Source organism: Arcicella sp. GW822-FHT02H01 (genome assembly GCF_058802005.1).
Genome location: NZ_JBXANT010000001.1, coordinates 3084158 through 3100942 on the forward strand (window position 1 = coordinate 3084158; position 16785 = coordinate 3100942).

General features: G+C 35.0%; 16 protein-coding genes. 9 read left to right on the forward strand and 7 right to left on the reverse strand.

What is annotated here, in order from left to right; all coding sequences use genetic code 11:
• The first annotated feature begins 541 nt into the window (after positions 1–541).
• The 3 genes from AC1RNE_RS13110 (at position 542) to AC1RNE_RS13120 (ending at position 3733) form a co-directional block, all read left to right on the forward strand.
• Positions 542–1621, forward strand: coding sequence for an LptF/LptG family permease (locus AC1RNE_RS13110; RefSeq protein WP_492801389.1), 1080 nt, complete (start codon positions 542–544; stop codon positions 1619–1621).
• Between the two features lie 132 nt (positions 1622–1753).
• The gene (locus AC1RNE_RS13115) at positions 1754–2644 is read left to right on the forward strand and encodes a DMT family transporter (RefSeq protein ID WP_492801390.1); all 891 of its coding nucleotides are present in this window, start codon (positions 1754–1756) and stop codon (positions 2642–2644) included.
• A gap of 141 nt (positions 2645–2785) precedes the next feature.
• Positions 2786–3733 (forward strand): glycosyltransferase family 2 protein, encoded by a 948-nt coding sequence (locus AC1RNE_RS13120; protein WP_492801391.1) that lies wholly within the window; start codon positions 2786–2788, stop codon positions 3731–3733.
• A 50-nt stretch (positions 3734–3783) separates the two neighbouring features.
• Here the strand turns inward: AC1RNE_RS13120 and AC1RNE_RS13125 are convergent, their stop codons facing one another.
• Positions 3784–4743: an AAA family ATPase gene (locus tag AC1RNE_RS13125; protein WP_309924180.1), complete on the reverse strand. Its 960-nt coding sequence runs from the start codon at positions 4741–4743 to the stop codon at positions 3784–3786.
• 590 nt (positions 4744–5333) lie between these two features.
• The gene (locus AC1RNE_RS13130) at positions 5334–5735 is read right to left on the reverse strand and encodes a MerC domain-containing protein (protein WP_492801392.1); all 402 of its coding nucleotides are present in this window, start codon (positions 5733–5735) and stop codon (positions 5334–5336) included.
• Between the two features lie 117 nt (positions 5736–5852).
• Here AC1RNE_RS13130 and AC1RNE_RS13135 point away from each other — a divergent pair, with 117 nt between their 5' ends.
• Entirely contained in the window at positions 5853–6404 is a 552-nt protein-coding gene (locus AC1RNE_RS13135) for a hypothetical protein (RefSeq protein ID WP_492801393.1), read from the forward strand.
• 218 nt (positions 6405–6622) lie between these two features.
• Here the strand turns inward: AC1RNE_RS13135 and AC1RNE_RS13140 are convergent, their stop codons facing one another.
• Complete coding sequence (locus AC1RNE_RS13140; protein WP_492801394.1) at positions 6623–7141, reverse strand: DUF192 domain-containing protein; 519 nt, start codon at positions 7139–7141, stop codon at positions 6623–6625.
• A gap of 314 nt (positions 7142–7455) precedes the next feature.
• Here AC1RNE_RS13140 and AC1RNE_RS13145 point away from each other — a divergent pair, with 314 nt between their 5' ends.
• The 3 genes from AC1RNE_RS13145 to AC1RNE_RS13155 all read left to right on the forward strand — a co-directional run bounded on the left by AC1RNE_RS13145 (position 7456) and on the right by AC1RNE_RS13155 (position 8927).
• A complete protein-coding gene (locus AC1RNE_RS13145) occupies positions 7456–8073 on the forward strand; it encodes a DedA family protein (RefSeq protein ID WP_492801395.1) in 618 nt (205 codons plus the stop codon).
• A 28-nt stretch (positions 8074–8101) separates the two neighbouring features.
• The gene (locus AC1RNE_RS13150; protein WP_492801396.1) at positions 8102–8569 is read left to right on the forward strand and encodes an NADH-quinone oxidoreductase subunit A; all 468 of its coding nucleotides are present in this window, start codon (positions 8102–8104) and stop codon (positions 8567–8569) included.
• 199 nt (positions 8570–8768) lie between these two features.
• A complete protein-coding gene (locus tag AC1RNE_RS13155; protein WP_492801397.1) occupies positions 8769–8927 on the forward strand; it encodes a hypothetical protein in 159 nt (52 codons plus the stop codon).
• 7 nt (positions 8928–8934) lie between these two features.
• On the opposite strand, the gene AC1RNE_RS13160 is transcribed toward AC1RNE_RS13155, so the two are convergent.
• Complete coding sequence (locus AC1RNE_RS13160; RefSeq protein ID WP_492801398.1) at positions 8935–9966, reverse strand: PorP/SprF family type IX secretion system membrane protein; 1032 nt, start codon at positions 9964–9966, stop codon at positions 8935–8937.
• Positions 9967–10488: 522 nt separating this feature from the next.
• On the opposite strand from AC1RNE_RS13160, the gene bshC reads away from it, so the two are divergent.
• Positions 10489–12036 (forward strand): bacillithiol biosynthesis cysteine-adding enzyme BshC, encoded by a 1548-nt coding sequence (gene bshC, locus AC1RNE_RS13165; protein WP_492801399.1) that lies wholly within the window; start codon positions 10489–10491, stop codon positions 12034–12036.
• Between the two features lie 84 nt (positions 12037–12120).
• Here the strand turns inward: bshC and AC1RNE_RS13170 are convergent, their stop codons facing one another.
• Positions 12121–12588 (reverse strand): Lrp/AsnC family transcriptional regulator, encoded by a 468-nt coding sequence (locus tag AC1RNE_RS13170; protein WP_309924199.1) that lies wholly within the window; start codon positions 12586–12588, stop codon positions 12121–12123.
• A 667-nt stretch (positions 12589–13255) separates the two neighbouring features.
• Here AC1RNE_RS13170 and AC1RNE_RS13175 point away from each other — a divergent pair.
• The gene (locus AC1RNE_RS13175) at positions 13256–14929 is read left to right on the forward strand and encodes a glutamine--tRNA ligase/YqeY domain fusion protein (protein ID WP_492801400.1); all 1674 of its coding nucleotides are present in this window, start codon (positions 13256–13258) and stop codon (positions 14927–14929) included.
• Between the two features lie 257 nt (positions 14930–15186).
• Here AC1RNE_RS13175 and AC1RNE_RS13180 read toward each other — a convergent pair whose 3' ends face one another.
• Both AC1RNE_RS13180 and ftsY read right to left on the reverse strand, forming a co-directional pair.
• Entirely contained in the window at positions 15187–15744 is a 558-nt protein-coding gene (locus tag AC1RNE_RS13180; protein ID WP_492801401.1) for a carboxypeptidase regulatory-like domain-containing protein, read from the reverse strand.
• A gap of 8 nt (positions 15745–15752) precedes the next feature.
• Complete coding sequence (gene ftsY / locus AC1RNE_RS13185; protein WP_323247207.1) at positions 15753–16724, reverse strand: signal recognition particle-docking protein FtsY; 972 nt, start codon at positions 16722–16724, stop codon at positions 15753–15755.
• Between the last annotated feature and the right edge of the window lie 61 nt (positions 16725–16785).

A 16785-nucleotide genomic window follows, 5' to 3' on the forward strand; every position in this document is an offset into this window, starting at 1 on the left:
AATTATCTACTGCTTGCGCTTTGAATAAAATAGTAATATATCTACTAAGTTCAGGAATTCCATTCGATTGATAGACAAAAGTACATAAATTATCATAATTTATTATATCATTGATTATTCAACAAGGTCAAATAATTTTAATACACTCTCAAAAAATATAAATATTATCCCAGAATAATGATAATGTTTTATAGTTTTTGCTGAACGATAAGCTACTCGGATATGTGTAAAAATATGTCGCTATTCTTTTAAGCAACATTCGTTCTATAAAACCATCTTAAATTTGTAGATGTTCTATAAAAGTGGGTATTTTTTTGCACACATTTATAGTATATGAGCCACTATATGACAGACAATAATTTGAACAATATTGTTTAGATACCCACAGTTGCCTATTTTGTTATAACGAAGAATATTAACTTTTAACATTTTTTAATCTTATAGAATGGCTCTTCAAACCACAGACATTTATTTATTCGTAGCTTTGTAGCATATTACTATTTCAATAGCGATAATTTAGGCTATTGTTACCTGAAAAAAAATGAAGATTCTTGATTTATATATCATTAAAAAATTTCTTAAAACTTACTTTTTTGCGGTTTTAATCATCGTTTCTATTATCATGGTGATTGACTATACCGAGAAAATTGACAACTTCATCGATAATAAAGCGTCTGTTCATGCTGTTCTGGTTGACTATTACTTGAACTTTATTCCCTATTGGGCCAATTATATTAGCCCATTAATGGTGTTTATTGCTACTGTTTTTTTTACAGCAAACTTGGCAGCACGTACAGAAATCATTGCCATTCTAAGTACAGGTGTCAGCTTCACTCGTTTTATCAGACCTTATTTTATCGCCTCGTCTATTGTGGGGATTCTTACCTTCTTTATGGTAGGGTGGATAATTCCCAATGCCAATAAAACACGTATTGCTTTTGAACGAAAATACGTAGTAGGTTCCTACTATTATAGTGATAGAGATGTGCACATCAAAATAGGCCCACAGGATTATGCTTACATGGAAAGCTATGATACGGGTTCACAAACGGGCTATCGCTTTTCTTTGGATAAAATAGATGGGCATGAATTAAAAATGAAATTATTAGCAGACCATATTACATGGGATTCTACTCGCAAAAAATGGTCTATTTTCGATTATAGAGTGAGAACATTTCTGCCTAATGGCAAACAAAAACTAACTTACGGCGCTAAGATAGACACCACGCTTAATTTACTTCCCAAAGATTTTGAAAGCAAGTACCAGATTCATGAAACGCTAACAAACTCAGAATTAGAAGCTACTATTAATCAGATTCGGACACGTGGAGCAGATGGTATTGAAATTTTCTTAATTGAGAAATATTTACGATTTGCCAATCCGTTTGCCGTCATCATTCTGAGTGTAATCGGTGTAATCGTATCAGCTCGGAAAGCAAGAGGTGGAGTGGGCTTTCAGATTGCCCTAGGCTTTATGTTGGCGTTCTTATATATATTATTCTTTATGATGAGCAAAGGAATTGCCCAATCAGGGGGAATGCCTCCGCTACTAGCCGTTTGGTTACCTAATATTGTTTTTACGGCGATTGGGTTTATTTTATATTACACAGTGCCTAGATAGTATGAAGTTTTGAATTTAGCATGTAGAGTATCTTGTTATCAATCATTCAGGCACTCTTTCTAACGGATAAATCAACATAATAGTCAACGATATTTCAGCATTACTAATTGCTAACACAGACCAAAGCACTTCATGAAAACAAACAGTATAAAAGATTATTTCCAACTTCATTTTGTCGTGCTCATTGCTGGGTTTACGGCTATTCTAGGAGCCTTAATTTCTGCCCATTCTTTAAGTGTTGTTTTCTTTAGAACCTTTATGGCATCCGCAGGATTATTCCTGTATTTATACCTTAAGAATGTGCCTATTAAAATCTCTACAAAAGCTACTTTTCAATTATTAGCCACAGGCGGAATTATTGCTTTGCATTGGTTTACATTCTTTTATGCAGCTAAAATCTCAACAATAGCGATATGTCTTGCAGGTTTTTCTACAGGGTCATTATGGACAAGCTTGCTTGAGCCTTTGTGGGACAAAAGGAAAATTAGGGTCATAGAAGTAGGACTAGGTTTAATGGTAATAGTAGGTTTATATTTAATTTTCTTGTTTGAAGTAGACCATATCATGGGCTTATTAGTCGGAATATTTTCTGCATTTTTAAGTGCGCTGTTTTCTGTCATTAATGCTCAGTTTGCTAAACAACATAGCCCACAAATCATTACTTTTTATGAGATGCTCGGTGCTGCCTTCATTACTCTCATACCTGTTTTGTATTTGTTTATTCAAGCAGATAATGATTTTATCCTTATTCCGCAGGGTTTAGACTGGCTGTGGCTATCTATTTTAGCTTTTGTGTGTACAGTTTATGCTTTTGCTGAAGGAGTGGAGCTAATTCGTAAATTTTCGGCCTTTACCTTTAATCTTACATTAAACCTTGAACCTGTTTATGGGATTATTTTGGCTTATATATTCTTCGGAGAAAAAGAACGAATGACCATAGGGTTCTATGCGGGAACATTTATCATTCTAATCTCTGTGTTGCTGTATCCACTCCTTAAAAAAACTAAATTTTCAAACAGTTAAAACTTCGTCTGATAGCAAAACATATAGGATTCAGACTGACAGAAAGTTTAATCTGAATTTTTTAGGCTATATTTGAGGCTGATTATATTTCTATTGTAGAAACCCATTCATAAAGTCTTTACCTGAAAACAGTTTAATTCGTTGAATATCCCCCAAATTTCAATTATCGCCCCTCTCTATAATGAAAGTGAAACTTTCCCCTTTTTGATAGAAAGGTTAAATGCATTAATGGATTCGACTCAAGTAAGCATTGAAATTGTGTTAGTAGATGATGGAAGCCGTGATAATACAGCAGAACTGATGCAAGCACTGGCATTAGCCGATGGAAGATATCATTGTTTATTTTTAGCACGAAACCACGGACACCAATTAGCCCTTACAGCAGGTTTAGCCATTTCCAAAGGCTCTGAGGCTGTGATGGTTATTGATGGCGACCTCCAAGATCCTCCTGAATTACTCCACGAATTTTATCCTTATTTAAAACAAGGCTATGATGTTGTTTATGCTGTTCGTAAACAGCGTAAAGAGGGCTTTGTTAAACGTAGTGCCTATTATCTATTTTATCGCTTATTGAAGAGTATCGCTTATGTAGATATTCCCTTGGATAGTGGAGACTTCGCTTTGATGAGCCGTAGAGTAGTGAATATCTTAAATAAAATGCCTGAGGAAAGTCGTTATTTAAGAGGAATGCGTACATGGGTAGGTTTTAAACAGATAGGAGTAGAGTACGCTAGAGAAGAACGTCAAGCTGGAGAATCAAAATATTCTTTCAAACAGCTTTTTAAATTAGCCTATAGCGGCATTTTTAATTTTAGTGAATTCCCCATCAAATTTGTTACAAGATTGGGTTTGTTTTCAATTATTGTTTCGTTGATTTATTTTATAAGTGTATTGATAAAAAAATATTATCTTCAAGAAGTAATAGAGGGTTTTCCTGCGTTGCTTTTTATGATTATTCTTTTTAGTGGCGTTCAATTATTAGCGTTGGGCGTACTCGGAGAATACATTTTGAGAGTCTTTTTCCAGTCTAAAAACCGACCTCTTTTCATTATACGAGGTGAAATTCAAAACAAAGAGTTTGTAGAATAAAATACTCAATTTTGTTGTAGAAGATTGTGTGGAAAATCTTCTACAACTCTTTACCTGCCAATCGCTACTCTTCTTAAAATAGTGTCGATTACCTGCATCGTTGTGATACCATCAGCCTCAGCTTCATAATTAAGCATAATTCTATGATTCAATACATCTGGGGCTATTTCTTTGATATCTTCTGGTAATACATAATCTCGGCCATCTAAATATGCTAAAACTTTCGCTGCTAAATTTAAATTGATGCTTGCACGAGGCGATGCTCCAAATTGTACATAGCGGGCTTCTTCCCTCAATCCATAATCTCCTGGCTTACGCGTGGCAAAAATCAATTCGATGATATATCGTTCAAGCGTTTCAGAAATAGTAATATCATTGATTTCCTTTCTGATTTTGAAAATGTCTTCTTTATTAAGGATAGGTTTTGGCTGATAATTAAAATCCATGTTCGACATTTTCCTCATTACTTCCAATTCTTGTTCTTTATTGAGGTAGTCAACAAATACTTTGAGCATAAACCTATCTACTTGTGCTTCTGGTAAAGGAAAAGTCCCTTCTTGCTCTACAGGGTTTTGAGTTGCTAGTACTAAAAATGGTTTATCAAGCGGATAAGTAAAATCACCAATAGTCACTTGTTTCTCCTGCATGGCTTCCAAAAGGGCAGATTGCACCTTTGCTGGGGCACGGTTTACCTCATCCGCTAGAATAATATTAGCGAAAACTGGTCCTTTTTTCACTTCAAAATCATCAGATTTCCGACTATAAATCATCGTTCCGATAAGGTCGGCAGGTAATAAGTCGGGCGTAAATTGAATACGGTGAAAATCTAACTTAAGGATTTTTGATAAAGTATTTACGGATAATGTTTTTGCCAAGCCCGGTACGCCTTCTAATAAAACGTGTCCGCCTGTAAATAAGCCAATAAGTAGTCGATTCGTCAATTTTTCGTGACCTACCACTACCTTTCCCATTTCTTCAAAAACTTGATTTATTTTTTCTCGTGAAGTCATTATTGTATTGAGGTAAGATTAATTAGCCAATGTTTATCCATTTATGAAAACCTAATAAACGTTGGCATCTACCATATAAAGCTTATATGTATGTGTTCATTGTAAAGCAATTTTACGAAAAAAAATTGGCAATCTGTATCTTACAGTTCTAAAATCGTTAGGGAGACCATCTTTTTTAAGATAGCCTATACGCTAATACATTTCGTGCGCTCTTAGGTTTTATAATAGATAAAAAAGTGTTCTTACATAAAAACCCATAAGCCAAAAGCCTATGGGTTTTAGTATTACACTACCTTTATTTTACTTAAGATTTTTATTGAAATACTGGAAATGGGTCTATAAATGTTCCTTTATTTTGCATTCGTACAATTTCTTCTTCAACACAGAGACATTCCTCTAACTCCTCAATAATGGCTTTTTGTCTAAATCTTGACCAATAATTACTAACTCATTGATTCAATCTCCAAAGCGTTTATCCCACCGTTTCATGATGGTTTCCTTGTTTTCTAGCCAAGCGGGATAAAATGGATGTTCCCATGAAGGAACATCTGCCCACCAAGAACCAGCAGAATCCGAAAACCACTTAGCACCTATAACAGGGAGTTTTTAGTTTGACATCTTCTGCAATTTCTAATATTAATGATATGAGTGATGATGAGTCCAACTGAAGCAAAATAGCCCAGTAGATTGATGTATTTAAAGTCGTCTTCAAATAAAATAGCGACTGCGAAAAGCGAAAAGAATAACCAAAATGAACTACTTATTTTCTGTGAAGTGCTTTCTTTAGTAGTAAAAAATACTGCTACAAAGCAGGTAATTAGAAAGATATAATCCCAATAGCGGATACCTTCATGAGCGCTAACACTGACTTCTGTTTTATAATAAGCTTGTACAAGCATTATTAATGGTGTAGCCAAGCAATGCACCAAGCAGATTCCTGAGCCTAATATGCCTAGGTAATCATAACGATATTTAAAAAATAGTTTTTTCATATTTGCAACATTGTTGCAAATATGGCAACAGAAATTTTATTTTGCAACAATAGTGCAAAAATATTATCTCCATTTATTATATTTGCAACGTTATTGCATTATATAAATTCAACAAATATGAAATTGACTAAGAAAACACTTTTAATGGCAACGCTAGCCTTTGCTTTGGTAGTAGGATGTAAGAAGGATGACCCTGTACCACAAGAAGACAATGAGAACCTAACAACGGTAAGGTTGAAATTTACTGAGGGCGGTGTTACTAAAACTTTTTTATTCAAAGACCTTGATGGTATTGGAGGAAATGCCCCGACGATTGATAAGATTTCGTTAGATGCGAACAAAACCTATGCTTTGGCTGTCGAGATGCTAGATGAAACAAAAACGCCTGTTGTCAATGTGACAGAAGAGATTCAAGAGCAAAAAGATGAACATTTGTTTGAATATATAGCTACTCCTGCAACATTATTAACTGTTTCTGGAAAAGATAAAGACTCTCGTGGTTTTGATGTTGGCTTGACGGCCACTGTAAAAACTGCTGTAGCAGGAACAGGCAAATTGCAGGTGGTTTTACACCATCAACCACCAGTGAATGGCTCTCCAATCAAAAATGGTTCATTTACGGTAGGGAGTATAGATTTTGATGGGACTTTTGAGGTGGAGGTTAAGTAGATTTTAGTTGGGACTAGAGGACTTTAGGACTGGAAGACTTTAGGACTTTAAGACTTTAGAGATTTTGGACTGGAGGAATTTGAGATAAGACTGGGGAGTTTTGATTTATCAAAACTTAACAAATAAACCTTAAAGTCCTTTAGTCCAAGAATCCTAAAGTCTTAAAGTGCAATCCTAAAGTCCTCCAGTCCAAAATCCTAAAGTCCAAAACCTACAACTCACCACTTCAACAAATCCCCCTTCTCAATCCCCTTTCTTTGGCAAAACCCTGCGTTTACTTCTAATACATATTTTGAGTTTTCATAAGATGGTATCTCTTCTTCTGAAAATGGAGCTCTATTGGCTTGTATGGTTACAACTCTTTTTTGATTATCTAAAAAAATAATATCAAGAGGAATAAAAGTATTTTTCATCCAAAAGCTTTGAGGCTGATTTTTAGGCATGATAAACAACATTCCACAAGAGTCGGGCATTGAACGACGAAACATTAAGCCCTGTTCTGTTTCCTTATCATTATCGGCAATCTCAATCGTTAACTTTTGTTTAGTCTTTACAAATTCTAACTCTCCTTCTTTTTTAAAAACAGGTTCTGCCATTTCTGGAATGACACTTATTGTATCTGCTTCGGCGGTCTCAGCATCAGAAGATGAATTATAAAAAAACCGAATGAGATTAGAAGAGAAAAACCCTCCGAAAAGTAATAGAAGCACTAAAATGATAATGATAGTTTTTTTCATAGTCTTTAATTCATTTAAGTGTTTTTTAGGAAACAATGATTTGATTAATTAATGATTTTAGGATTAGAGAATTTGTCTGAAATTTAAGTAATTTTACTAATGTAACATTCAATGTTAACAGAACGCTTTGTTAAGTATTTTGTTTTTGATTGTATGAAATACTCTTTAAATCAATTAATAAAATTTAAATAAACAGATTGATAGACTAAATTTGTCTTTCAGTTGTTTAGTTATAAACTAACGTTGAAAAAAGCCTCTTAACAGAAACAAGTATTTTATACTTCAGCCCGACAGGCATTTCATCTATTTGTAAAATGGACATATCCGAAATCATTAAATACTTATCAGATTCTAAGGAAATCATTAGTGCGGGGCTTTTTGCTATTACCTTTGTAGTATATGCTGAAAACGGGTTGTTCTTTGCCTTTTTCCTTCCTGGCGACTATCTTCTTTTTTTGACAGGTGTTTTTGTAGGAACAGGCTTCTTAAAGTATACTATCGGAACGGTTTTGTTATACCTTTTTGTGGCGGCCGTAGTAGGCTCTTTAACGGGCTTTTTGTTTGGGCGATTTTTTGGCAGTAACCTCGAAAATAAGGCCGATACCTGGTATTTTAAGCAAAAACACTTGGATTCTACCCGTGATTTTTTTGAAAAATATGGTAGCCAAGCATTAATAATTAGCCGATTTTTGCCTTATATCCGTACTTTTGCTCCAATTTTAGCAGGAATTAGCCGAATGAATTACCCAAAATACCTCTTTTTGAATATTGCTGGCGGTGCAATTTGGGTTGGTTCTTTAGTAGGCGGAGGTTATTATTTTGGAGTAGAATTCCCTTGGATTATCAACTATGTTCATTACGTTATTTTATTCTTCTTGGCCATCACCACTTTTACGGTAGTAAAAGGATACTTAAATTTCAGGAAAAAATAAAAATGCTTAACGACAATACCTTTTTACGATGATTACTGATTTTGGTTATATATTACTCTTTATCATTGCTGCGATAGTTTTTGTAGCCGTAATATTATTTTTGGCAAAACTGATTCGCCCGAGCCGCCCGAATGAGGAAAAACTGACTACTTATGAATCGGGGGAAGAGCCAGACGGGAATGCAAACGTTCGGTTTAATATTCGTTTTTATGTAATTGCCTTGATTTTTATCCTTTTCGACGTCGAGATTATCTTTTTATTTCCTTGGGCAACAGTTTTTGGAAATCAGCGATTAATTGCTGATACAGATGGTTTGTGGGGTTGGTTCTCGTTAGTAGAAATGTTTGTATTTATTGGCGTATTATTGATTGGCTTAGCCTATGCTTGGATAAAAGGTCATTTAGACTGGGTACGTCCAGAAGTGAAAATTACTGAATATGAATCTAAAATACCTGCTTCGCTTTACGATAAAATAAACGAAAAATATAGCAAGTAAAAGCCGTAAGATGTTGGGAAATCGTAAAAAAGCCTTGTTTTTTACCATCTATTGCCCTTTTCTCAATGTCGATGGCATGGCGATTTTTCCTTTTATACTTGTTAGAACAAAATCCCCCTCTAAAATATTAATTAATCATGAGTGCATCCATTTAGCCCAACAGCTTGAGTTACTCATCCTCCCATTTTATATTTGGTATTTGTCAGAATATTTATTGAACAGGTTCAAAGGACAAAACCATCAGGTAGCGTATAGCAATATTTGTTTTGAGAAGGAAGCTTATGAAAACGAAGACAAGCTAGCGTATTTGGGAAATAGAAGAGCTTGGAGTTTCTTAAAGTATTGGAAGATTGGCTAGCGATAAGCTACCATAGATTTTGCGGACAAAGCACTCGTTGACGATTATTCAACATAATGCCAATTACTACCTCATGCGACCCTCTCGAGCGTTCCTTTAGTCCAGATAATGTATAGTCGTAAGAATACCCCAAGTTGATTAACGAACTAATATTTGCGCCGACTAATCCTACAAAAGCATCTTTATGGCGATACGATGTACCAAACCAAAAGCGTTCCCTGAAAACTGTTTTTAAGTTAACATCAAAACTGATGGGAGCTTGTGCTACTCTTTTGATAAGCGTAGAAGGAATGAGCGTCCAATCTTCACTGAGTTCTTGTCTAAAACCTGCTGTTAGAAAATAATGAGGTATGGCATCGCCACTCCAACTTTGATTAGGGTTATCCGTATTTTTATAATTAAAGCTATTAAAAATAAATTGATTGGCTGATACTCCCACAAAAAACTGCTTTGAATATAGCCAAGCACCAGCATTCAGATTGGGTTGAAGAGCTGTAAGCCTTGAGCCTGCAACAATAGCTTGGTCAGGGTTGTCTTTTACCTGTACTTTGCTGAAATCTACAGTGTATTGAGATATTCCACCAGAAAACCCGATGGCAAGTTTCATCTTCGTGGTAATAGGGACGTGTAATGAATAGCTGATATTAAAACTATTCTGCGTATTGGCTCCTGTTTTATCAGATACTAATATAAACCCAATACCGTGGTGGATAGGTACTTTAGCCGAAGTATTGAATTGGTTTGATAAGGCCATAGGTCGCCGAATAGACTTACTAAAATTAGGACGAACGCCCGTACTTGTTCTATCTGTCTTGCCAATAGGAATATGAGCCGACACATAATAAGTAGTAGGAGCCCCCTCAAAATCTGTCCATTGATTTCGATAACCCGTTTTAATATCAGTATAATCTTCAATACCCCCAACTGCGGGATTGATTAAATAGCTATTCATCATGTATTGACTATACTGAGGTTGGGTTTGGGCAAATGCCATCAAACTCACGGTAATCATCAAAAAAACAAGTATAATTTTTAGCATAATAGCGATGAAATTCACATTTTAATACTAAAGATAATAATAAAAGAGGTTTTTCTATTAATATTCTAATGAGTATCCAACCTTTTGAAAAAAATATGTGTCTATTATCATGCTTACTAGTGACTATTAGTCGATTTATTTACTTCAATCAAAATAACGGGTAGATAAGCCTGTTTTTGGTGAGTAAATATTTAAAAATCAGAGAAGTAACTGAAAAAAAGTAAAGACCCATGAAACCTTAGTTGTTTTTATCACGTAGATGATATTAGAAAGACAATCGGCTTGGGTTTGTGTAGAAACTAAGATTGTACAAGTTTTCATAAAGATGCATTACTGCAAAATTTTATGGAAATAAAAGATAATTAAATAGCTTATGGAGAATATCGAAAGCCTTTAGAAATTTTCTAAAGGCTTTTTTGTTGAAATTCTTGCTAGAAAAGAACAAAGTTTAAAACTTCTACGTTAAACTTGTAATCCAAACAAGACTGTTTGAATTTTAAATATCAAACGCATAAGGCAATAATGCAAATACATCAACTACCGTTAGAGGACGTCAATCAGTTTTCGTCTCTTTTTTTAGACTTCATTAATCAATCCACAAAAACTAAAGATTTTTACGAAAATTATCCCGCTCTTCAAGGATTTGAAAAGCAAATCGCTTTAAAACAATTTGATTCAGCCAAACGTAGTATTTTAGTAGAAATGCTAAAAAAACAGTATTCAGGTATAAGCAATAAGCCAAATGTTGATATTCTTTTAGAAGAAAATACGTTTACCGTTACTACGGGACATCAACTCAATATTTTTACAGGCCCTCTTTATGTAATTTATAAGCTTGTTACAACAGTTAACTTGGCGAAATCATTGAAAAATGCTTTTCCAGCTTACAATTTTGTACCAGTATATTGGATGGCAACAGAAGACCATGATTTTGCAGAAATCAATCATTTTTCATTGTTCGGTAAGAAACTAGCTTGGGAGACAGCCCAAAAAGGAGCAGTAGGTAGAATGAACCCGAAAGAATTAGAGGCTTTGATAACAGAAATGACCGAATGTCCTGCTATTTTCAAGGATGCATACCTGAACAATGAGACTTTGGCGAATGCAGCACGATGTTACGCTAATGATTTATTCGGAGACCAAGGATTGATTTGTATCGATGCCGATGACAGAAATTTGAAAAAACTGTTTGCACCCATTATTAAAAACGATTTACTACACCATACTGCTTTTGATGTTGTTTCAAAAACTTCTGAAAAACTAGAATCTTTGGGCTATAAAACCCAAATTTCTCCCCGTGAAATCAACTTCTTTTATTTAGAAAATGGACTTCGTGAGCGTATTGTCAAAGAAGGCAATACCTATAAAGTATTGAATACTAATTTGCAATTTTCTGAAACAGAAATCCTTGCCCTGCTGGAAGCTGAGCCTGAAAAATTCAGTCCTAATGTGGTATTAAGACCCGTTTATGAAGAAGTGATTCTGCCAAACTTAGCCTATATCGGTGGGCCATCAGAAGTACCTTATTGGCTTCAATTAAAAGGCATTTTTGATTTCCATCAGGTAGCGTTCCCTATCTTAATGCCTAGAAACTTCTGTTTGATCGTCAATAAAGCTACAGCTAAAAGAATAGAAAAATTAGATTTAACCAGTCAGGATTTATTTTTGGATGAAATAAGCTTGAAGAAAAGCTTTATTGAAAAGCATTCTGAAAATAGCTTAAGCCTTTCTACGGAGAGTAATTCTTTTGTGCAGGTTTTTGAGGAGATTCTGACAAAAGCAGTAAAAATAGATAAAACGTTGGAGGGTGCCGTAAAAGGAGAGCAACAGAAGGTATTGAATGCCCTTGAAAACTTAGAAAAGCGTTTGAAAAAAGCAGAGGAGAGAAACCACGAAACAGAAGTAAATCAGCTGTTGGGAGTAAAACAGAAGCTTTTCCCGAATGGAATTCCCCAAGAAAGAGGCGAGAACTTTTTGAATTTCTATTTGAACAACCCTGAATTCTTGACGCAAATTGCTGAAGTCTTCGACCCGCTTAACTTTAAGTTTTATGTGATTACAGAAGAATAGTAAAAAGCAAAATCATAGAAAAAGGTCGGAAATGTTAAATCATTTCCGACCTTTTTTATGAAAGATTATCTATCTAAATAAAGTTCAAGGGATAGGCAATACCTTACTTTCTTTGAAAGTAGAAAGAATGACCATCGTTTGTGTTCCTGCTACTTCTTCAATCTCATTGATTTTCTCAAGCATCAATTTCTGGTATGAAGCAATGTCTTTAGCAATTATTTTCAACAAAAAATCTCCAGAACCTGTAACGTGGTGACATTCAATGACTTCTGGTATCGAGTTTATTTGTGAAACGAAAGATTCAGTAACTTGTTTTTTATGTCCTATCAAAGTAACAGTCACAAAAGTAGTAACTCCTAAACCCACTTTCTCGCGGTTTAATTGTGCATGATAGCTTTCAATTATTCCAGCAGTTTCTAATTTCTTAACACGTTCCAGTGTTGGGGCAGGTGATAGTCCTATTTCTTTTGATAATTGTGCATTAGTAATTTTGGCATTTTGTTGTAAAATTTCTAATACTTTATGGTCTATTTGATCTAGTTTAATACTCATTTCTTCGGAGTTTAGAATTGATGAAAGCGAAAAACGCCATTGATAATTTCAATGGTTTTTCAGAATTACACGATTGTTTAATATGGGTTATTTTTAGTGCGATAGGAAATCTATTGCAAATCTAATAGCTTTTTTGTGATTTTTGTAAGAAATTCTACAAAAAAGCTATTTTTTAGAATAATATTTTTATTATTCGGTAATTATATACCTATCTATTCATAAAATTCTGTGAAAACAGAATTTATATGCTAAAAATAGAAAAGTGCAAAACAGAATCTTATTTTGTATAAATGCTTACTTTCGTTTAGAAATTTTGTGGAAAGAATCTTTTGTTTGTAGCGAATCGTTAAAAATTGGATGGTCAATAGGGCTTTTTAAAAGATATTTTGTCGCTCTTTCTTGTACTAGTTTATGCTACATTCATCAAGATTTTAAATTATTATCTGAAACTTTGTAACCGTAAAGGCTACGAGTTGAAAACTCGTGCTACGGCGTACTTTATAAACTTCTCAGCTAAAAAAAGTTTTTAAAAGCTGATTTGCTGTAAAAACCCTGATTCATTCCCTAAAAAATCCGTAATTTCGTAAGATAGTCTTGTCACGATTTTGTTAATTAGCAAAACAAGTGCTAATATGCGAGAACCAACAAATTGATAACGATTAAGCTTATGGCAGAAGAAGAAAAAAAATCACTTAATTTCCTTGAACAAATTGTAGAAGAAGATTTACAAGCGGGCAAACACGGAGGACGTGTTTTGACTCGTTTTCCACCTGAGCCTAATGGGTATCTACACATTGGGCATGCTAAATCAATATGCTTGAATTTTGGCTTGGCTGCTAAATATGGCGGACAAACTAACCTTCGTTTTGATGATACAAACCCTGAAAAGGAAGAGACTGAATACGTAGATTCTATCAAAGCAGATGTTCGTTGGCTTGGGTTTGATTGGGCAGGAGAAGAATTGTATGCTTCTGATTATTTTGAAACCTTATATAATTTTGCTGTAGAGCTTATCAAAAAAGGCTTTGCTTATGTAGACGACCAAACATCTGAGCAAATTGCGTCCCAAAAAGGAAATCCTAATTTCGCAGGTGAAGATAGCCCATACCGTTACCGTAGCATAGAAGAAAACTTAGATTTATTCAGTAGAATGCGTGCTGGCGAGTTTGAAGATGGAGCTAAAGTGCTAAGAGCTAAAATCGATATGGCTCATCCGAATATGCACATGCGCGACCCGCTGATGTATCGTATCAAGCATGCTCCACATCACCGTACGGGTGATGCTTGGTGTATTTATCCAATGTACGATTTTGCACATGGTCAGTCAGATTCTATCGAAGAAATTACCCATTCAGTTTGTACTTTAGAATTTGATGTTCACCGTCCTTTATACGAATGGTTTATTGAAAAGCTAGGCATTTATCCTTCACATCAATACGAATTTGCAAGATTGAACCTTACTCATACAGTAATGAGTAAACGAAAATTGTTACAATTAGTAAATGAAGGTATTGTAAATGGTTGGGACGACCCACGTATGCCAACTATTTCGGCATTGCGTCGTCGTGGTTTTACACCAACATCAATTCGTAATTTTTGCGAAAAAATCGGTGTAGCCAAAAGAGATAATTTGATTGATGTAGGCGTGTTAGATTACTGTGTGAGAGAAGATTTGAACAAACTTGCTACCAGAGTAATGGCTGTTTTAGATCCATTGAAGGTAGTAATTACCAATTATCCTGAAGGACAAGTAGAGGAACTGCACGTAGAAAATAATCCTGAGGATGAAAATGCTGGAAGTAGGATTGTTCCATTTAGCCGTGAGATTTATATCGAACAAGATGACTTTATGGAAGTGCCGATGAAGAAATTCTTCCGTTTAGGTCCTGGCTTGATGGTTCGATTGAAAGGTGCTTATATTATCCAGTGCGATGATTTTGTAAAAGACGAATTTGGCAATATTACCGAACTACATTGCAGTTATATTCCAGAAAGTCGTTCAGGTGCTGATACTTCGGGGCTTCATGTAAAAGGTACTATTCACTGGGTATCTGTACAGCATGCTAGCAAAGCAGAAGTACGTATATACGATAGACTATTGATTTTGGAAGATGCTTCACAAGTAGGAGACGACTTCAAGAAGTTTATCAATCCAGATTCTCTGACGGTTATTCCAGAAGTTTTTGTAGAACCAAGCTTGAAAGAAGCCCAAGTGGGAACGAACTACCAATTTATGCGTAAGGGCTATTTCTGTTTAGATACAGATTCAACGGCCGAACATTTGGTATTCAACAGAACAGTAGGCTTGAAGGATACTTGGGTAAAAGAAAAAGGAAAGTAGAATTTGAGTTGTGTTAATAAAATAGCTACCTCGAATTTTAAAGTAATAAAAAAGCGGTCGAAATTAGTTTTTCGACCGCTTTTTTATGATTGATGTACAATGAATTCCTACTGTTTGAGCGAAGCGAGTTTAGGAATTCTTGATTTTTTTGTTACTTTTTGCATCAAGGCAAAAAGTAAGGACAAGTATAAATCCAAAAAATCTCTGAAGTCTTTTAAACCTCACTATTTCATGAGAAGATTCGGCATCATTATGTTTTAATATGAAGCTTGATAGTCAATTGTAAAAACAGTGATAGATATTTTGTCTTTACTTACTTTAATGGGAAAAATATTCCCATCTCCATCAAACAAATTTGAATACAAACCTTTATTTCCTTCACGAATAAATAAAGAGTAACGTCCTTCTTCTAAATCAACACAAAACTTCCCTTCTTCATCAGACTTTACACTTTTAATAAATTTTGTAGCAATGGTTTGATAGAACCCATTTTCACGAGTAGTTTCAGCCGTATTCGTCAAATCATACACTACTAATTCTCGTTGAACAGGTTTTGCTTTAGGAGTAGGTCTATCAGGCGAAGGCATCATATTTCCAGATTTCCAGAAAATAGTGCCACAGATTCCTTGCTGAACCAAAGCAGATTCATTGGTGATTGGTTTGGTGCCAGTAGGAGCGTCGGGATTGATAGTAGCCTTTTGTACAGAAGCAGGAAGCGTATTTTTCCTTTTCAATTTTTTCTTGGTCTTCTGTCCAAAAGCACCAATCATCGAAAGGCACCCAAGAATAAGTATGAAGATTTTAACTTTGATCATGTCAAAGATTATTTTCTTTTGAATAATGAATCAACAAACTCCTTTTTATTGAAAACCTGCAAATCTTCTATCTTTTCACCAACGCCAATGTATTTCACAGGAATTTTAAACTGGTCAGAAATTCCGATAACTACGCCACCTTTGGCTGTTCCATCCAATTTAGTAATAGCCAAAGCCGTTACATCAGTTGTTTTAGTAAACTCTTGTGCCTGAATAAAGGCATTTTGTCCTGTCGAGCCATCAAGTACTAATAAAATTTCGTGGGGAGCATCAGGCAAAAACTTCTGCATCACACGCTTGATTTTAGAAAGCTCGTTCATCAAGTTTACTTTATTGTGTAAGCGTCCTGCTGTATCAATGATTACCACGTCAGCATTTTGTTCTACAGCCTGCTTTACGGTGTCGTAGGCTACAGAGGCTGGGTCGCTATTCATACCGTGGTCTATTACGGTTACACCTACTCTTTGTCCCCATAATTTAAGCTGGTCGACAGCGGCAGCTCTAAAGGTATCTCCAGCGCCTAATATTACTTTGTTGCCCGCCTTGTGGAATTGTGAAGCCAACTTACCAATAGTCGTTGTTTTACCAACTCCATTTACGCCCACCACCATAATTACATAAGGCTTGATATTGCTTTTAAAGGCCTCGGACACATCCTCCGACTTATTCTGTGCCAATAGCTCAGCAATTTCTTCTCTCAGAAGGCTATCGAGCTCAGTCGTTGTTACAAATTTATCTCTGGCTACACGTTCTTCAATTCTACGAATAATTTTCAGGGTTGTATCAACGCCCACATCCGAAGAGATTAAAATTTCTTCTAATTCATCTAATACCTCCTCATCGACTTTCGACTTGCCGACTACTGCTCTACTTAATTTAGAAAAAAGACCTTCTTTGGTTTTTTCTAATCCTTTGTCAAGTGTTTCTTTTTCTTCGGTATTTAAGGTTTCTTTTTTCTTAAAAAAATCAAATAAGCCCATGTTTGGTTATCAGTTTTCAGTTATCGTTTTGGTTTGTAGTAGTCAAGCGTTGGATGTTAAA